This window comes from Cupriavidus sp. 2SB, assembly GCF_005503625.1.
In the GTDB taxonomy this organism is placed as follows: domain Bacteria; phylum Pseudomonadota; class Gammaproteobacteria; order Burkholderiales; family Burkholderiaceae; genus Cupriavidus.
The window spans coordinates 75,417-93,924 of record NZ_SCMX01000001.1 but is presented as its reverse complement, the minus strand read 5'-3'; the positions used below and the strand labels follow the sequence as shown (position 1 = coordinate 93,924).

Below are 18,508 nucleotides of genomic sequence, written 5' to 3'. Positions count from 1 at the left end.
AACAATCTCGAACGACAATCGGGCGGCAACAATTTGTGGCCACGTTGCCGCCACGATGTCAAGCCCGCCGGAGTCTTTCTGGCACGCGCTTTGCATAAGTGAAGCCGCTGCCAGGGACGCCGGACGAGCAAACGTTTTTTTGATTTCTCCGAGTTTTCTCCTGAGGCACCTGAAGCAAACATAACCAGATGAAACACGATAACTATCCACGCGATCTCATCGGCTACGGCGCCCAGCCGCCGCACGCCCGCTGGCCGGGCGGCGCACGCATCGCGCTGCAGTTCGTGCTCAATTACGAGGAGGGCGGCGAGAACTGCGTGCTGCACGGCGACGCCGCTTCCGAGCAGTTCCTGTCCGAGATCATCGGTGCCGCGGCCTACCCCGCGCGGCACATGAGCATGGAAGGCGTCTACGAGTACGGTTCGCGTGCCGGCGTCTGGCGCATCCTGCGCGAGTTCGAGCAACGCAAGCTGCCGCTCACCATCTTCGGCGTATCGATGGCACTGCAGCGCCATCCCGAACTCACGCGCGCGTTCGTCGAACTCGGTCACGAGATCGCCTGCCACGGCTGGCGCTGGATCCACTACCAAGGCATGGACGAAGCCACCGAGCGCGAGCACATGCGCATCGGCATGCAGATCATCAAGGACCTGACCGGCGAGATGCCGCTCGGCTGGTACACGGGCCGCGACAGCCCCAACACACGCCGCCTCGTCGTGGAACACGGCGGGCTGCTCTACGACGCCGACTACTACGGCGACGACCTGCCTTTCTGGACCGAAGTGGAAGTCACCGGTGGCGAGAAGAAGCCGCACCTGGTGGTGCCGTATACGCTCGACTCCAACGACATGCGCTTCGCCACGCCGCAGGGCTTCAATACCGGCGATCAATTCTTCCAGTACCTGAAGGACGCGTTCGACGTGCTGTATGCCGAGGGCGACCCGAGCGGACTCGACGCGCCAAAGATGCTGTCGGTAGGCATGCATTGCCGACTGCTGGGCCGCCCGGGCCGCTTCCGCGCGCTCCAGAAATTCCTGGACTACGTGCAGTCGCACGACAAGGTGTGGATCTGTCGGCGTGTCGATATCGCACGCCACTGGATCGAAACCCATCCCCACCGGAGCCAGGCATGAGCACAACGACCCACAACCCATACACCATCGCGCAGATCAATGGACTGCCCGAAGCAGAATTCGTCAAAGTCCTCGGCGGCATCTACGAGCACTCGCCGTGGTTTGCCGAAGCCGCATCGAAGCAGCGACCTTTCGCCAACACGGCGGAACTCGCCACCGCATTGCGCGGTGCCGTGGATGCAGCCGGCAAGGAGGCCCAACTGAAGCTCGTACGCGCTCACCCGGAACTTGCGGGCAAGGCTGCGGTGCGCGGCGAACTGACCGCGGAGTCCACGCGGGAACAGGCCGGTGCCGGACTGGATCAATGCACGCCGGAGGAATTCCAGCGCCTCCAGAATCTGAATGCGGCCTACAACCAGAAGTTTGGATTCCCCTTCATCCTGGCTGTTCGTGGCTACGATCGCCACGGCATCATCGACGCTTTTGCAAGGCGTTTGGAGAACGCACCCGATGTCGAGTTGCAAACTTGCATCAACCAGATCCATCGCATTGCGCAGTTCCGGTTGAACGACTTAGTATCCGCCTGAAATCAAAACCATAACGGTAGAAGAGAGAGAGAAATTCAGGGACGTTCAGCGAGCCATGCCTGCTGTCAAACAACGTCCCCGGCCGCGCCGGTCCCCAATGCACAGTCAGACTTCCGAGCGCGGCCGAGGGACGTAGTACCAAAGAAACCCTGAAGGGTTCCGGCACACAAGAAAAAACGTTCTGAGCAGCATTACAACCACGGAGGTCTTAAACATGAAGAAGCAGTACAAGCCGGCTTTCAAGCTGGCGGCAATCGCGGCTACCCTTTTCTCCGGCGCGGCCATGGCCCAATCCAGCGTCACGCTGTATGGCCAGGCTGACATGTTCGTCGGTGGCATCAAGAGCGTGGGCGGCGCGGACCGCGCCTACGTTGCCAACTCGGGTGGCATGCAAACGTCGTACTGGGGGATCAAGGGTACGGAAGACCTGGGCCTGGGCACGAAGGCAATCTTCGACCTGAACGGTTTCTTCCGCACCGACTCCGGCAGCATGGGCCGCTTCAACGGCGACTCGATGTTCAGCCGCAATGCGTATGTCGGCCTGCAGAACGATCGCTATGGTTCGGTGAAGCTGGGCCGCAACACCACGCCCTACTTCGTCTCCACGATCCTGTTCAATCCGCTGGTTGACTCGTACGTCTTCAGCCCGATGATTTTCCACACGTACTTCGGCGCGAACAATGGCCGCGTGTACGACCCGGGCATCATCGGCGATTCGGGCTGGAACAACTCGATCGTCTACTCGACGCCGAACTTTGGTGGCCTGACCGCCAACTTCATCTACAGCGCGGGTGAGTCGGCCGGCAACGCCAGCAAGGCCAAGTGGGGCGGCAACGTGACCTACTTCTCGGGTCCTGTGGCAGCCACGGTGGCATTCCAGCAGGTCAAGTTCGACAACACGCCGTTCGACCTGACCAACGCACCGACCACGCCAAACGCCAACACGCCGTACATCGTCGGCTTCGACAAGCAGACGGCAGTGCAGGCCGGCGCCTCGTACGACTTCAAGGTCGTCAAGGTGTTCCTGCAAGGCCAGTACATCAAGACCGACGTGAACAACAATGTGAACGGCGACATCAAGCACATCGACGGTCAGGGTGGCGTGTCGATTCCCGTGGGCGCCGGCAACATCCTGGCGTCGTACACGTATGGCCGTGTGCTGAACGAGCTGTCGAGCTTCAAGCGCAACACGATGGCAGTGGCCTACGACTACAACCTGTCGAAGCGTACCGACGTCTACGCCGCGTACTACTACGACAAGATCACGGGCCTCGAGCACGGCGACAGCTTCGGCGTGGGCGTGCGTCACAAGTTCTGATCGCAAGGTAGTACAGCAGCCCTGAAAGCCTGCCCTCGCGGCAGGCTTTTTTCATGCGCGGAACCCGCCGCTTTTCGCAGAATGCTGCGCACAACATGCTGCGACGCAGCAAGACGTTGCGCAACGACGGCAGGATGGGAAACGGCTGCTTCATAGTCGCTTTCAATTGGCGACTATGTTCTCTTCTACCTAGATTGGTTTTCCGGACTGTGTGCCGGACCACGTAAATCAGGACGAGAGAGGTGACGCATGCGGCGCTATGTGAAGTCCCGATCGGAACTCATGGCCATATTGAGCCAATGCCTGGACAACAACCCGGAGTGCGGCGAGATGGAATTGCACGCGATGCGTGTGCATCAGCCGGACCATACGGGTTGCAACTGGAGTGCTGAGGTCGATCTCCGCCAGGAGTGCTTCGATGACTTGTCGCAGCAAATGGCCGCCGCCCGTTCGATCATCGTGGTGATGCGGGAGCAGTACAACGTGCTGCAGTGAGCGGGCACGACTGTGCGTACTGACTCGCCGACGCGCTGACACCCCGGCAGAAGTGCCAGCGCACCGACAAAAAAAACCGGGCCGCATATGCGGCCCGGTTTTTTTTCGACTACTCGGATCAGCGGATCAGCGGATCGCGTTGGCTTCCGCCACGGCCACGGCCGTCATGTTGACGATGCGGCGGGTGGTGGCCTGCGGGTTCAGGATGTGAACCGGCTTGGCCGCGCCCAGCAGGATCGGACCCACCGTCACGCCCTGGCCGCCCGTCATCTTGAGCAGGTTGAACGCGATGTTGGCCGCATCCAGCGTCGGCATGACCAGCAGGTTGGCGCTGCCAGCCAGCTTCGTGCTCGGCAGGAAGTGGCGGCGCACGTCTTCGTCGAGTGCGGCATCGCCCTGCATTTCGCCTTCGACTTCCAGTTCCGGCGCCACGCGGGCCAGGATCGCTGCGGCTTCACGCATCTTCTGCGCCGACGGACGGTTCGACGAACCGAACATCGAGTGCGACATCATCGCTGCCTTCGGATGCAGACCGAAACGCGCGATTTCCTGCGCGGCCAGTTGCGCGATTGCCGCCAGTTCCTCGGCGCTCGGATCGTCGTTGACGAAGGTGTCGGTGATGAACAGCGTGTGCTTCTCCAGCATCAGCGCGTTCATCGCCGCAAATACCTTGGCATCCGGCGCCAGACCGATCACGTCGCGCACATGTTCCAGGTGTGCTTCGAAACGGCCTACCGTACCGCACAGCAGCGCGTCCGCATCGCCCATGTGCATCAGCATCGTGCCGATCAGCGTGTTCGAGCGGCGCAGTGCCACCTTGGCCATGTCCGGCGTCACGCCATCGCGGCCACGCAGCGCGTGGTAAGCCTCGTGGTAGGCGCGGTAACGCGGATCGTCTTCCGGATTGATGAGTTCGAAATCGACACCCGAACGCAGGCGCAGGCCAGCCTTCTCGATACGCATCTGGATCACGTGCGGACGACCGATCAGGATCGGACGTGCCAGGCCTTCATCGACCACGCTTTGCACGGCGCGCAGCACGCGCTCTTCTTCGCCCTCGGCATAGGCCACGCGCTTCGGCGCTGCCTTGGCGGCGGAGAACACGGGCTTCATGATCAGGCCCGTGTGATACACGTAGCTCGACAGTTGCTGACGATAGGCGTCGAGATCCTGGATCGGACGCGTTGCCACGCCCGACTCTTCGGCAGCCTTGGCCACGGCCGGTGCGATCTTCTCGATCAGGCGCTGGTCGAACGGCGTCGGGATGATGTAGTCGGGGCCGAACTTCAGTTCACGGCCACCGTAGGCTGCGGCCACGGCATCGTTGAGTTCGGCTTCGGCCAGTTCGGCAATCGCCTTCACGCAGGCCAGCTTCATTTCTTCCGTGATCTTCGTCGCGCCGCAATCGAGCGCGCCACGGAAGATGTACGGGAAGCACAGCACGTTGTTGACCTGATTCGGATAGTCCGAGCGGCCCGTGGCGATGATGCAGTCCGGACGCGCGGCCTTGGCCACTTCCGGGCGGATTTCCGGTTCCGGATTCGCCAGTGCCAGGATGATGGGCTTGTCGGCCATCGTCTTGACCATGTCGCCCGTCAGCACGCCTGCGGTGGAGCAACCCAGGAACACGTCGGCGCCATCGACGATATCGGCCAGCGTACGGGCCGTGGTGTCCTGTGCATAGCGGGCCTTGTTGGCCTCCATGTTGGCATCGCGCCCCTGGAAGATCACGCCCTTCGAATCCACCACGAAGACGTTCTCGCGCTTCACGCCGAGGCTGACCATGGTGTCCAGGCAAGCGATAGCTGCGGCGCCCGCACCCGAGACCGCCAGCTTGACCTTGCCGATTTCCTTGCCCACGACTTTCAGGCCGTTCAGCAGTGCGGCGGCGGAGATGATCGCGGTGCCGTGCTGGTCGTCGTGGAAGACGGGAATATTCATGCGCTCGCGCAGTTGCTTCTCGATGTAGAAGCACTCGGGCGCCTTGATGTCTTCAAGGTTCACGCCGCCGAGCGTGGGCTCCAGCGCGGCGACGATTTCCACGATCTTGTCCGGATCGCGTGCATCGAGTTCGATGTCGAACACGTCGATGCCCGCGAACTTCTTGAACAGGCAACCCTTGCCTTCCATCACCGGCTTGCCGGCCAGCGGGCCGATGTCGCCCAGACCCAGCACCGCCGTACCGTTCGTGATCACGGCCACCAGGTTGCCGCGCGAGGTGTACTCGGCAGCCATCGCCGGGTCCTTGTGGATCTCCTCGCACGCATACGCCACGCCAGGCGAGTAGGCCAGCGACAGATCGCGCTGGTTCGACAGCGCCTTCGTGGCCGTTACCTGAATCTTGCCCTTGGTCGGGCTGCGGTGATATTCGAGTGCCGCCAGGCGCAGTTGCGCTTCGGGGCTGTTCGGAACATGTTGCGGTGCATCACTGCGGGTGTTGCTGCTCATCTGCGTGTCCAGGAGAGAAGGCGAAAAAAATCGAGGGGCCATTCTAGCCCAGTCAATACGTGCTGGCGGCCCTTTGCAATGCGCAAATCAAGGTTTTTCACGGGGCTGCGCGCAAAAATCGTGTTGCCGAGTGGCAGGCACTGCGCGTCGTCTCATCAGTGGACGAATGTCGACGAATGCATGCGGCACGCATCCCCTCTGACTTGGCTGCCTTACGGCTTCTTTTCCTTCTCCACTTCGAGCGTGACGCGACGCGGTCTTCCGCTTTCGGCCGGGAAATCCAGGAACGCGCTGCGGATCATGTACGGCATGACACCGGTCAGGCTGCCGCCTTCGGTGGTGTTGCGTGCCGTCACCTGATAGACGCGCTTGCCGCTGGCCGCGTCCTTGAAATAGACGCGGAGGTTCGAGAATGTCACTGGCACGTCGCGTACCACGGTCTGCGGCGGCCAGTATCCCGGCCCCCAGCCATAGGGGCCGTAGGGGCGATACCAGCCATACGGTCCCCAGTAGGGACCCCACGGGCCGTACCAGGGATCGGGGTAGTAGGTTTCCGCCACGCGCACGAAGCCCGGCGTCGCGTCATAGTCCATCGTCACCCGGTAGCGGGCCTGCGCGGCGGGCGTCTGCTCGAAACCAAGGCCGGACAGCGCCTGCGCCAGCCAGAGTTCGTAGGTTTGCCGATCGAGCTGGCCTTCCTGCTGGGGCGCGCGATCAAAGGCATAGGTGCGCGGCGCATCGTTCTGCCAAGTGGCTTCGCGGAATGCGGTCACCTCGGTTGTGATCGTGCTTGCGCACCCCGACAGCCACAGCGCGCCGAGCGCCACCAGGCCCCAGCGTCCCCATCTCAACACGTCTTGCCACATCGCAATACCTCACCCCTGTTGGTCGACCCGTTTCCTCAGACACGAACCGGCTGTGCGAATTCCCATGCAGAAGCTGCCTCAGCGCAAGCCGGCGACCCCTTGGCTACAATGAGGACTTCCCGGACCGTTCCGCACGGCCCTCCGCCCCCGGTCACTCCGAAGACAGGATTTCCCCATGCTGCGCACCGATACGCCCGTTACCGTCTATCGCAAGGACTATACTCCGCCCGCGTTCGCCATCGACCACGTCGAGCTGGTGCTCGACCTCGATCCGCAGCGGACCATCGTCACCAGCACGCTGACCCTGCAACGTACCGCCTCCACGGACGTGCCGCTGGTGCTCACGGGCGAAGCGCTCGAACTGGTTGGCATCCGCCTGGACGGCCACCCGTTCACCGCTTTCAGCCACGAAGACGACACGCTGACGCTGACCGGCCTGCCCGCGCAGGGCACGCTGGAAATCACCGTCGCGTGCAATCCTTCCGCCAACACCACGCTGTCCGGCCTCTATGTGTCGAACGGCAACTTCTTCACGCAGTGCGAGGCCGAAGGCTTCCGCCGCATCACCTACTTCCTCGACCGCCCCGACGTGATGGCCACCTATCGCGTCACGCTGCGCGCGAGCCGTGACGCATGCCCCGTGCTGCTGTCGAACGGCAACCTGCTGTCCGAGCGCGAACTGCCCGATGGGCGTCACGAGGCCGTGTGGGAGGACCCGTTCCGCAAGCCGTCGTATTTGTTCGCGCTGGTAGCCGGCAAGCTCGAACGCATCGAGAAGACGATCCAGAGCGCATCGGGCAAGGAGAAGCTGCTGCAGGTCTGGGTGGAGCCGCAGGATCTGGACAAGACACAGCACGCGATGGATTCGCTGGTGCATTCGATCCGCTGGGACGAACGGCGCTTTGGACTGGAACTCGATCTCGACCGCTTCATGATTGTCGCCGTGAGCGACTTCAACATGGGGGCGATGGAGAACAAGGGCCTGAACATCTTCAATACGAAGTACGTGCTGGCCAATGCGGAGACCGCCACCGACGTGGACTTCGCCAATATCGAATCGGTGGTGGCGCACGAGTACTTCCACAACTGGACCGGCAACCGCGTGACGTGCCGCGACTGGTTCCAGCTCTCGCTCAAGGAAGGACTGACCGTGTTCCGCGATCAGGAATTCTCCGCGGACATGATGGGTTCGGAATCGGGCCGCGCCGTGAAGCGTATCGAGGATGTGCGCGTACTGCGTCAGGTGCAGTTCCCCGAGGATGCGGGCCCGATGGCACATCCGGTGCGCCCGGACAGCTTCGAGGAAATCAACAACTTCTACACGGTCACCGTCTACGAGAAAGGCGCCGAAGTCGTGCGGATGTACCAGACGCTGCTGGGCCGCGATGGTTTCCGGCGCGGCATGGATCTGTACTTCAAACGCCATGACGGTCAGGCTGTGACGTGCGACGATTTCCGCGCAGCGATGGCCGATGCCAACGGCCGCGATCTCACACAGTTCGGCCTGTGGTACAGCCAGGCGGGTACGCCCGTGGTCACCGCGAAGACGCACTGGGATGGCAAGGCTGGCGTGTTGACGCTGACGTTGTCGCAGCGCTGCCCGAAGGTCGGCATCGAAACGCGCGCGGGCTCGCCCGACAAGCAACCGTTCCACATTCCGTTCGCCGTCGGACTGCTCGACGCCGAAGGCAACGACCTGCCGCTGCAACTCGATGGCGAATCACAGCCAACCGTCACCACGCGGGTGCTCGATTTCACGCAGGCCGAGCAGACGTTCCGCTTCGTGGGCCTGCCCACTGGCGACAAGGCTCCCCTGCCCTCGCTGCTGCGCAACTTCTCGGCACCGGTCATCGTCGACTATGAGTACAGCGACAACGAACTGACGTTCCTGCTCGCGCACGATAGCGATGCCTTCAACCGCTGGGAAGCCGGCCAGCGACTGGCCACGCGCGCATTGCTGCAACTGGTGCAGGACGTGCAGGCGAATCGCGAACTGAAGCTCGATCCCGCACTGGTCTCCGCTTTCCGCACGGTGCTGACAGATGGTTCGCTGAACCCGGCGTTCCGCGAGCAGGCGTTGATGCTGCCTGCCGAAGCCTATCTGGCCGAACGCATGAGCGTGGCCGATCCCGCTGCGATCCATCACGCCCGATTGTTCATGCGCGAGGGCCTGGCCCGCGCGCTCAAGAACGAATGGCTGGCGGCTTATCAATCCAACGCCACGCCGGGCGAGTACAGCCCCGATGCCGACTCGATGGCCAAGCGCGCGCTGCGCAACCTCGCGCTCGGCTACCTGGCGGATTCGGGCGACGCCGACATGCAGGCACTGGCCGATGAACACTATCGCCAGAGCGGCAACATGACCGACCGCTTTGCCGCGCTGTCGGCACTGGTGAACAGCTTTGCGCCGGGTCGCGAGCATGCCCTGACCGATTACTACGAGCGTTTCGAGAACGACGCGCTGGTCATCGACAAGTGGTTCTCGCTGCAAGGCATGCAGCGCGGCGAAGTGGGTCCGCACGCGGGCAAGCGCACCATCGATACCGTGCGCGCGCTGATGGAGCATCCGGCCTTCAACCTTCGCAATCCGAACCGCGCCCGCTCGCTGATTTTCAGCTTCTGCTCGGGCAATCCGGCACAGTTCCACGCGCAGGACGGCTCCGGCTACGCGTTCTGGGCCGAACAGGTGCTGGCGCTCGATGCGATCAACCCGCAGGTGGCGGCGCGCCTTGCCCGTGTGATGGATCGTTGGCAAAAATACGAAGCGCCGCTGCGCGAGCAGATGCGCAGCGCGCTGGAACGGGTGGCGGCTGCATCGACGCTGTCGCGCGATGTACGCGAGATCGTGGGCAAGGCACTGGCCAGTTAAGCGCCCCAGGGCGACCGAAAACGGGCTGTCCTTAGCGGCAGCCCTGTAGAATGGCGGCCATCCAAGGAGAACGCACCATGTCACGCATCAGCCTCACCCGCTATCTGGTCGAGGAGCAGCGCAAACACAACACGATCCAGCCGGAACTGCGGTTGCTGATCGAAGTGGTTGCCCGTTCCTGCAAGGCCATTTCCAACGCCGTCAGCAAGGGCGCCCTCGCCGGCGTGCTCGGCTCGGCCGGCACTGGCAACGTCCAGGGCGAGACCCAGCAGAAGCTCGACGTCATCGCCAATGAAGTGCTGCTCGACGCCAATGAATGGGGCGGCCACCTGGCAGCGATGGCATCCGAGGAAATGGACTCGTTCTACGAGATCCCGAATCGTTACCCGAAGGGCGAATACCTGCTGCTGTTCGATCCGCTCGACGGGTCGTCGAACATCGACGTCAACGTGTCGATCGGCACGATCTTCTCGGTGCTGCACATGCCCAAGCCGGGCGAGACCGTGACCGAGGCCGATTTCATGCAGCCGGGCACGCAGCAGGTGGCCGCCGGCTACGCAGTCTATGGTCCGCAGACCACGCTGGTGCTGACGGTTGGCAATGGCGTGCACATGTTCACGCTCGATCGCGAGGCTGGCAGCTTCGTGCTGACGCAATCGGACGTGAAGATCCCGGAAGACACCAAGGAATTCGCGATCAACATGTCCAACATGCGCCACTGGGCTCCGCCTGTGCGCAAGTACATCGACGAATGCCTGGCCGGCGAGGATGGCGAGCGCGGCAAGAACTTCAACATGCGCTGGATTGCCTCGATGGTGGCAGACGTGCACCGCATCCTGACCCGTGGCGGCGTGTTCCTGTATCCGTGGGACAAGCGTGAACCCGAGAAGCCAGGCAAGCTGCGCCTGATGTACGAAGCCAATCCGATGGCGTTCCTCGTCGAGCAGGCTGGCGGCGCGGCCACGAACGGCCACGAACGCATCCTCGACGTGCAGCCGACCAAGCTGCACCAGCGGGTATCGGTGATCCTCGGTTCGAAGAACGAAGTGGATCGCGTGACCCGCTATCACCAGGAAGACGGTTCGAAGCCGGTGGTCTGATCACTGGCAATCGAATGAAAACAAGCGGGGCGCCTTCGGGCGCCCCGCTTCATTTCAGGCGCCAATGTCCCACTGCATGCGCCACGTCACCGACGCATCCGGCTCCAGCCGCCGCAGGCCCGTGCCCTCCCAACCGCGCGCCGCAAGATTCACGGCATCGGCCACATGCGACACCGGTTCCACGCAAAAGAAGTCAGCGCCTGACGGGGCATGCAGCACGAGATGATCGAGCCCTTCGCCGGCACGGATCGTCAGCGCTGCGCCATCGCGGCGCTTCAGTGTGGCCGCGCGCTTCCATGCGCCGTAGTAGCGACTGAAATCACCCTCCGGCAAATCGCGTTCGCGCAGGAAACGCTCGCGCTCCGCCACGGTGGTACGCGCAGTGGCCACGCCTCCGGCGTCCGCAGGCCAGACGTGCGCGGCATCGAACTGCAATCGCATCCCTGGCACGCGGGCAAAGAATGGGTGGAAGCCACCGCCTACAGGCATCGCGTCGTCGCCATCGTTTCGCAAGCTCAGTTCGATTTCGAGTCCTCGTTCGGTGAGTCGCAGGGTCTGCCGCGCACGGAGGGGCCATGGCCAGTCTTCACCGGCCGGTGTGTGGGCGAGCGTCATGACGAGGGTGTCTTCGCTGTCTTCTTCCACGGTCCATGGCCGCGCATGACCGAAGCCGTGCATCGCGTGGGCCTGACCCGGATGAGCGGGCAATTCGATATCGCGGCCGTTCCAGCGAAAGCGGCCCAGACGGATGCGGTTGGAGAACGGCAGCAAAGGATAGCTGCCAGTTTTGGGCCACTGGTGGGCGTCGAAGCCTTGGGTTACGTCGAGTGGAGCCAGCCAGTCGATGACGACGCCGTTGGCACGCGTGGTTTGAAACGATGCCATGCGGCCGCCAAGTGAGGGGGCGATGACGAGGGTGTGGGGGCCGGCCCGGAGGGTGTGGATGGGGCCAGCGGAGAGCAATGGCATGTTCAACATTCCACTTGTTTTTGCTCCCCTCTCCCGCTTGCGGGAGAGGGGAGAACTACAGCGGCAGATTCAACCGCGCTCTTGATACTTACTTCAACAACATCTCCGGCAACCACAGCGAGAACGCCGGCACAAACGTCACCAGCATCAGCGCCGCGAGCAACGCGCCGTAGAACGGCCAGATCGTGCGCATCACCTGCCCCACCGACACACCACCAATCGCGCAGCCGACGAACTGCGTGGTCCCTACAGGCGGCGTATTCAAGCCCAGCGCACAGTTGATCAGCATCATCATCCCGAACTGAACGGGACTCATGCCGTAGTGGATGCAGATCGGCAGGAAGATCGGCGTGCAGATCAGGATCGTCGCGGCCATGTCCAGGAACGTGCCCAGGATGAACAGCATCACGTTGACCATGAGGAAGATCATCCACGGCGTGGTGGACATCGAACTCAGGAACTCGCCGGTCAGCGCAGCCACGCCGTACAGGCTGATCATGTAGCCGAACGTGGCCGAGATGCCGATCAGCAGCAGGACCACGCCCGTGGTCTTCACTGCCTTGGCAGCAGCCTTGATGAACTGTTCACGCGTCAGCGAGCGATAGAGGAACACGGTCAGCGTCAGCGCATACAGCACGGCCACCGCAGCGGATTCCGTTGCCGTGAACACGCCCGACAGGATGCCCGCGATGATCAGCACGACGACGAACAGACCCGGCAATGCCGCCGCCAGCGAATGGCCCACGATTTCCCAGCCCGGGAACGAGCCAGCGGGATAACCACGCTTGCGCGCCACGAAGTACGCAGCCGCCAGGTTGCAGATCGTCAGGATCAGCGCCGGCAGCAGGCCCGCGAGAATCAGCGCGGCGATCGACACCTTGCCGCCTGCGGCCAGCGTGAAGATGATCATGTTGTGGCTGGTCGGCATCAGCGCGCCCACCAGCGAGGCATGCGTGGTCACGTTGACCGCGTAGTCCGCGTGATAGCCCTCTTTCTTCATCATCGGGATCATCACCGCGCCCATGGCCGATACGTCGGCCACCGGCGAACCCGACACGCCGCCGAACAGCGTACATGCCACCACGTTCGACATACCCAGCCCGCCGCGCACATGGCCGGTCAGCGACTTGGCGAAATCGACGATGCGGTTGGCGATGCCGCCGTACAGCATCAGTTCGCCCGCAAATATGAAGAACGGAATCGCCAGGAACGAAAACGCGTTCATGCCTGAGGTCATCTGCTGGAACACCACGGCCAGCGGCAGGCCCTCGTACAGAATCGTTGCCACGGCCGACAGGCCGATGGCAAATGCAACCGGCACTCCGAGAATCAGGAAGCCGAAAAAGCTGATGGTGAGAATGATCAGTGCCATGCCGGCTCCACTTCCGTGCCTTTCAGCACGGCAATCAGGTGTTCGATCGAAAACAGCACGATCAGCACGCCGGCGATGACCGGCGGCAGATAGCGCCAGCCTTCGGAGATGCCGAGCGTCGGCAGCTTGTAGTCGGCCACGGACAGCGCCAGCAGCGCGCAGTTGTAAGCCATGATGGCGCCGAAGCTGCCCACCAGTACGTGGATCAGCAGTTCGATCTTGATACGCACGCTATCGGGCAGCAGCACGAGCAGCGACTCCAGCCCGATATGGCCCGAATCGCGCACGCCCACGGCGCAACCGAACATCGTCACGTAGAGCACCAGCAGCATGGCGATGGATTCGGCCCAGGTCGGCGTGTCGTTCAGCACGTAGCGGCCGAAGACTTGCGTGAGCACGGCCACGACGAGCAGCACCAGTCCGAGGACACCGAGCGCGAGGCAGGTGCGTGCGAGCGTGGCGCAGAGGCGAGTGTAGAAGTTGGCGTGTACGACCGGCGCCTCGATGGCGTCGCCGCGCACGCCCTCCGCCGGGGTGGCCGGCGTAGGGGATGGCGAAAGCATGATGATGGATTCCTGCAGCGATACGACAGCAAAGGGACTGCCCGCGACCCCGCTTGCTCAAGGGCCGCGGCCACTACGATGAGGCTTACTTCGTGTCCTGCGCGCGCTTCACCAGATCCTTCATCTGGGCACTGGTGATGAAGCGGTCGTACACGGGCTTCATCGCGGCCTGGAACGATGCCTTGTCCACCTGGATGATCTGCACGCCCGACGCTTCCACCATCTTGCGCGACTTCAGTTCGCGCTCGTCCCACAGCTTCCGCATGAACGGCACCGAATCCTTGGCGGCCTGGCGCACCATCGCCTGGTCGTCCTTCGAGAGGCGATCCCATGCCACCTTCGAGAACAGCAGGATTTCTGGTGCCATCGAGTGCTCGGTCAGCGAGTAGTACTTGGCCACTTCAAACTGGCGCGAGCTTTCATAGCTGGGCCAGTTGTTCTCGGCGCCGTCGACCAGACCGGTTTTCAGCGCGGTGTAGACCTCGCCCCACGGCATCGGCGTAGCGTTGGCATGCATGGCTTCGAGCAGCGAGACCCACAGGTCCGATTGCTGCACGCGAATCTTCATGCCCTTGGCATCGGCCAGCGACTTGATCGGACGCTTGGTCGTGTACATCGATCGCGAGCCGCTGTCGTACCAGGCCAGGCCGATGAAGCCGTTCTTCTCGCACGACTTCAGGATGTCGTCGCCCACCGGGCCGTCCAGCACATGGCGCATGTGTTCGGTGGAGCGGAACAGGAACGGCATCGTCGGCACGATGGTAGCTTCGCAGATGTTGTTCATCGCCGCCGAGTTCACGCGCACCATCGACAGCGCGCCAATCTTGGTCTGCTCGATAGCATCCTTCTCGCTGCCCAGCGAACCCTGCGCAAAGACCTTGACCGTCATCTTGCCGTTGGAGCGTTGCTTGAGCAGCTCGCCCATCTGGCGCACGGCCTGCACCGTGGGATAGTCCTCCGGATGGATGTCGGCGGAGCGGAATTCCACGGCCTGAGCGGCCAGCGGCAGGGCCATCGCGGTGGCGAAAGCGGCCATCAGGGTACGCAGGCGAGGGGGCGAAATGCGGGTCATCAGTGTCTCCAGTGTTGTAGTTCTTCGTTCAAAATCAGTCGCGCATGGAATCGCGCAATACCGGCTCCGCAAGGCCACGCACACCAGGGCGTAGCGCGACCACGGCGCCGGACAGCGGATCGGTGTCGTCGGTGCGGATCGACGTGACATACAGCGTGTCCAGCCCCGCGCCGCCAAACGCGCACATCGCGGGCTTGGCGAACGGCACGGCCACGCTGCGGTCAAGCCGGCCATCGGGCGTGAAACGATGCACCTGCCCGGCGTCGTTGCCGCAGATCCAGTAGCAGCCGTCCTCGTCCACCGCCGCACCATCGGGTCGGCCCGGGTACTTGTTCATGTCGATGAACAGGCGGCCATTCGATGGCGTGCCGGTATCGGTGTCGAAGTCGTAGGCCCACACGGCCTGCCGCGCGGGATGCGAATCGGAGACGTACATCGTGCGGCCATCGGGGCTGAACGCCAGCCCGTTCGGCGTGATCATTTCTTCGCGGACGACATCCAGCGCACCAGTGCGCGCGTCGAAGCGATACAGCTTGCCGTCGGTGGCCGCCAGCGACATGTCCATCACCATCGTGCCGGCCCAGAAACGCCCCTGCCGATCGCAACGGCCATCGTTAAAGCGCATGCCGCCGTGGCTGTGCTGCACCGTCGCCACGCGTTCGATGGCCGATACCGGTTGCCCCGCCGTCAGCTTGCCGATGCGGAACAGTCCCGTCTCCATCGCCAGCAGCCAGCCACCATCGGCCGTCATCGCCATGCACCCCGCCATCTCGGGCACGGCCCATTGATGGGTCTGTCCGCTCGACGGATCGAAGCGCCACAGTGTGCGATTGGGGATATCGGTCCAGTACAGCGCCGCATCGCCGGCGTGCCAGACGGGGCTTTCGCCCACGCCGCAGCGCATGTCGCCGATGCGTTCGAATTCGGTGTGGCCTGCCATGGCGGTCAGTCTCCGAACGGTCCGGCCTTCACGAAGGCGCCGCCCTGGTACCAGCCTGCCGGATCATCGGCCGGCAGCGGCGGCACCGACTCCACCTTGGCGCGGAACTGCTCGGACGATTCCACGGGCTTGAAGCCCAGCTTCGCCGCCTTGCTGTTGTCCCACCAGCTATCGCGGTTGGCCGACGCGCCATAGACAATCAGGAAGCCGACTTCCGGCACGAAGATCGCGCGCTTGATCAACTGTTCCAGGTCTTCGTAACCCAGCCACGTCACCATCATGCGGCGATCCTTGGCCTCCGGGAACGACGAGCCAATGCGCAGCGCCACGGTCTCGATGCCATAGCGATCGCTGTAGAAGCTGCCCATCTGCTCGCCGAATGCCTTGCTGATACCGTAGTAGCCATCGGCGCGCGCTGGCGTATCGGCATCAAGCACCTCGCCCTGCCGGTAATAACCGATCACGTGGTTCGAACTGGCAAACACCACGCGGCGCACGCCATGACGACGCGCCGCTTCGTACAGGTGATAGGTGCCCTGGATGTTGGCCGGCAGGATTTCCTCGAACGGGCGCTCCACGGAGACACCGCCCAGGTGGACGATGGCATCGACACCTTCCACCAGCGCGTGCACAGCCTTGGCATCGGAAAGGTCGCAGGTCAAGACTTCTTCCTGCTCGCCCGCCGGGCCAAGGTTGGCGATGTCGGAAACGCGCACCACATCGGCATAACGCTTCAGCCGGTCGCGCAGGACACGGCCAAGGTTGCCGGCCGCACCGGTCAGCAGGATGCGGTGGCAGCGGGTGGCGACGCCATCCAGCGGGTCTTTGAAAGTCTGGGACATGGATTTCGGCTTGCATGGCGCGCGGGTCCTGTTACAGGCGCACTCATGACTAAATTGAGAGTTATTGATCTGTCGTCATACAACGTCACTGGAATCTAATCGCGCCCCGTATTCAGGTCAAGATCACTCTGTCTCAGTGAATTCCCTAGAAGTTTTAAGTTGCAGACATCCAGACTTTAATTGCTGCAATGCGATATTTCTAACTCAAACGAGTGAATTCCCTATTTTGGTGAATGGCGAAATACAGTCGGATAAAAACCCTGTAACCCTTATGAATAATGGGATACAGGCTTATTAAGCGATTAGCTAATAAAGCCGATGACAGTCATTTCTTTACTTCGACTTCACATCGGCAGACGTGGGATTTCCGCTCTGCATCAAGGGCTGGCGGCTGCTGGAATGATTGAACTGGTGTGATTCCACAACGCAATGTCTCATCCCATGTCTTGCGCCGTTATTTTTTTGTAAGGTACGATGTCATCGGACATCAGATCACATGAATTGCCTTTCCCAATTCCATGTTTCGGACGTCCCGGCGCGCGGCGCGCCTTAAATACCGCGCGCCTCCCATGCCCGCCGGTGAAGGAAATGCCTGAGCCAGACGCAGCAGAAGTCAAAGCATTCGCCACCGGCAATTCCACAACAAACGAAATAACAAGCCAGGATGGAGACTCAAACCATGAAGCGAGCCCTTGCGCCCTTCTTCACCACCGCAGCACTCGCGACACTAGGCGTCTCGGCTTCGGCCCAGGCCCAGTCCAATGTCACGCTCTACGGCATTGTCGACACCACGATCCGCTACACCACGAATGAAAACGCCGCTGGCAACGCCAAGGTGCAGATGACCGACGGCGTGCTGACCGGCAGCCGTTGGGGCATGTACGGCGTGGAAGACCTGGGCCGTGGCTATCAGGCGCTCTTCGTGCTGGAATCCGGTTTCTCGCCTGACGCGGGCCAGAGCCTGCAGGGCAACCGCCTGTTCGGTCGCAAGGCGTACGTCGGGATGCAGGGTGATTTCGGCACGGTCACGCTGGGCCGCCAGTTCACGGTGATCCACGAAGTCATTGCCAGCTATGACGCATACGCGCTGGCCAACCTCGCCATCGTCGGCTTCCAGGGTGGCAACTACACGGGCGGCGTGCGCCAGGACAACATGATCAAGTACGCCGGCAAGTTCGGCGGCCTGACCATCGCAGCCCAGCATGCATTCGGCGAGCAGCCGGGCAGCGTGGCGAAGTCGTCCTCGACGGGCGGCAGCCTGACCTACGCGGCCGGTCCGTTCATGGTGGCAGGCGGCTACCAGATCATGAAGGACACCACCACGTACTACGGCGTCACGGTACCGAACAGTGATCAGAAGGTCTGGACTCTCGGCGGCACATACACCGCAGGCCCGGCCACGGTCTATCTCGGCTACACGAACAGCAACGTGGACAACGCTGGCTACAAGAACCAGGCCGGCTACCTGGGCTTCAAGTACCAGTTCAATCCGGCATGGTCGGTCATCGCGAGCGGCACCTATGACCACCTGAAGACCGGCAGCGATTCGGGCAACCGCTTCACGGGCGCCATGATGCTCGACTACGCATTCAGCAAGCGCACCGACGTCTACCTCGAAGCCGACTACACCACGCTGTCCGACGCCTGGCGCACCCTCGGCGCGCAGCCGACGTTCCAGACGCCGTTCTACGGCCACGGCAGCCGCGTGGGCGTGATGGCCGGCCTGCGCCACAAGTTCTGATGCGGTAATCGACACAAGCAGGTCAACGAGAAAAAGGGGGCGACATCGCCCCCTTTTTCTTGGAACGTGGCAGCAAAGCCCATGCGATGATTACGCCTGTTGTGACGCGTTGCCCCAGCAAGCTTTGCGAAAAAAATTGCAGGAGGGGCTTCACAAATCCGAGGGTCGCTGCTAAGATTGCTGGCTCTGTTGGACGCGATGCCAGAAGCAACAAACGCAGCAAATCCAGCAAGAAAACAGGTTTCAGACAAGT

The 18,508-nt window shown here is 62.4% G+C and carries 15 protein-coding genes; 7 read left to right on the top strand and 8 right to left on the bottom strand.

The window, feature by feature from the left end:
* Positions 1-188: 188 nt before the first annotated feature.
* The 4 genes from puuE to FFS21_RS00475 all read left to right on the top strand — a co-directional run bounded on the left by puuE (position 189) and on the right by FFS21_RS00475 (position 3,473).
* Entirely contained in the window at positions 189-1,133 is a 945-nt protein-coding gene (gene puuE / locus FFS21_RS00490) for an allantoinase PuuE (RefSeq protein WP_137922977.1), read from the top strand.
* Positions 1,130-1,660: a 2-oxo-4-hydroxy-4-carboxy-5-ureidoimidazoline decarboxylase gene (uraD, locus tag FFS21_RS00485; protein WP_137922976.1), complete on the top strand. Its 531-nt coding sequence runs from the start codon at positions 1,130-1,132 to the stop codon at positions 1,658-1,660. The genes puuE and uraD overlap by 4 nt, the downstream gene beginning before the upstream one ends.
* Positions 1,661-1,874: 214 nt before the next feature.
* Positions 1,875-2,978 (top strand): porin, encoded by a 1,104-nt coding sequence (locus FFS21_RS00480; protein ID WP_137922975.1) that lies wholly within the window; start codon positions 1,875-1,877, stop codon positions 2,976-2,978.
* Between the two features lie 249 nt (positions 2,979-3,227).
* A complete protein-coding gene (locus tag FFS21_RS00475) occupies positions 3,228-3,473 on the top strand; it encodes a hypothetical protein (RefSeq protein WP_137922974.1) in 246 nt (81 codons plus the stop codon).
* Between the two features lie 126 nt (positions 3,474-3,599).
* Here FFS21_RS00475 and FFS21_RS00470 read toward each other — a convergent pair whose 3' ends face one another.
* Together FFS21_RS00470 and FFS21_RS00465 are read right to left on the bottom strand one after the other, a co-directional pair.
* Positions 3,600-5,921, bottom strand: coding sequence for an NADP-dependent malic enzyme (locus tag FFS21_RS00470; RefSeq protein ID WP_137922973.1), 2,322 nt, complete (start codon positions 5,919-5,921; stop codon positions 3,600-3,602).
* 212 nt (positions 5,922-6,133) lie between these two features.
* Positions 6,134-6,787, bottom strand: a complete 654-nt coding sequence (locus FFS21_RS00465) for a DUF4136 domain-containing protein (RefSeq protein WP_137922972.1) — start codon at positions 6,785-6,787, stop codon at positions 6,134-6,136.
* 175 nt (positions 6,788-6,962) lie between these two features.
* Between FFS21_RS00465 and pepN the strand changes: the two genes are divergently transcribed.
* Together pepN and FFS21_RS00455 are read left to right on the top strand one after the other, a co-directional pair.
* Entirely contained in the window at positions 6,963-9,656 is a 2,694-nt protein-coding gene (gene pepN / locus FFS21_RS00460; RefSeq protein WP_137922971.1) for an aminopeptidase N, read from the top strand.
* Between the two features lie 77 nt (positions 9,657-9,733).
* Complete coding sequence (locus FFS21_RS00455; protein WP_137922970.1) at positions 9,734-10,756, top strand: class 1 fructose-bisphosphatase; 1,023 nt, start codon at positions 9,734-9,736, stop codon at positions 10,754-10,756.
* Positions 10,757-10,810: 54 nt separating this feature from the next.
* Here FFS21_RS00455 and FFS21_RS00450 read toward each other — a convergent pair whose 3' ends face one another.
* The 6 genes from FFS21_RS00450 to FFS21_RS00425 form a co-directional block, all read right to left on the bottom strand.
* Entirely contained in the window at positions 10,811-11,725 is a 915-nt protein-coding gene (locus FFS21_RS00450; RefSeq protein ID WP_349304708.1) for an aldose 1-epimerase, read from the bottom strand.
* Between the two features lie 88 nt (positions 11,726-11,813).
* Positions 11,814-13,097 (bottom strand): TRAP transporter large permease, encoded by a 1,284-nt coding sequence (locus FFS21_RS00445; RefSeq protein WP_137922968.1) that lies wholly within the window; start codon positions 13,095-13,097, stop codon positions 11,814-11,816.
* Positions 13,088-13,660 carry a TRAP transporter small permease gene (locus FFS21_RS00440; protein WP_137922967.1) on the bottom strand — a complete coding sequence of 191 codons (573 nt, stop codon included), beginning with the start codon at positions 13,658-13,660 and terminating at the stop codon, positions 13,088-13,090. Before FFS21_RS00440 ends, FFS21_RS00445 begins: the two co-directional genes overlap by 10 nt.
* A gap of 85 nt (positions 13,661-13,745) precedes the next feature.
* Entirely contained in the window at positions 13,746-14,732 is a 987-nt protein-coding gene (locus tag FFS21_RS00435; RefSeq protein WP_137922966.1) for a TRAP transporter substrate-binding protein, read from the bottom strand.
* A gap of 34 nt (positions 14,733-14,766) precedes the next feature.
* On the bottom strand, positions 14,767-15,672 hold the full coding sequence (locus tag FFS21_RS00430) for an SMP-30/gluconolactonase/LRE family protein (RefSeq protein ID WP_249359019.1): 906 nt from the start codon (positions 15,670-15,672) through the stop codon (positions 14,767-14,769).
* Positions 15,673-15,677: 5 nt separating this feature from the next.
* The gene (locus tag FFS21_RS00425) at positions 15,678-16,514 is read right to left on the bottom strand and encodes an NAD-dependent epimerase/dehydratase family protein (RefSeq protein WP_137922965.1); all 837 of its coding nucleotides are present in this window, start codon (positions 16,512-16,514) and stop codon (positions 15,678-15,680) included.
* A 679-nt stretch (positions 16,515-17,193) separates the two neighbouring features.
* Here FFS21_RS00425 and FFS21_RS00420 point away from each other — a divergent pair.
* A complete protein-coding gene (locus FFS21_RS00420) occupies positions 17,194-18,255 on the top strand; it encodes a porin (protein ID WP_137922964.1) in 1,062 nt (353 codons plus the stop codon).
* Positions 18,256-18,508 lie beyond the last annotated feature (253 nt).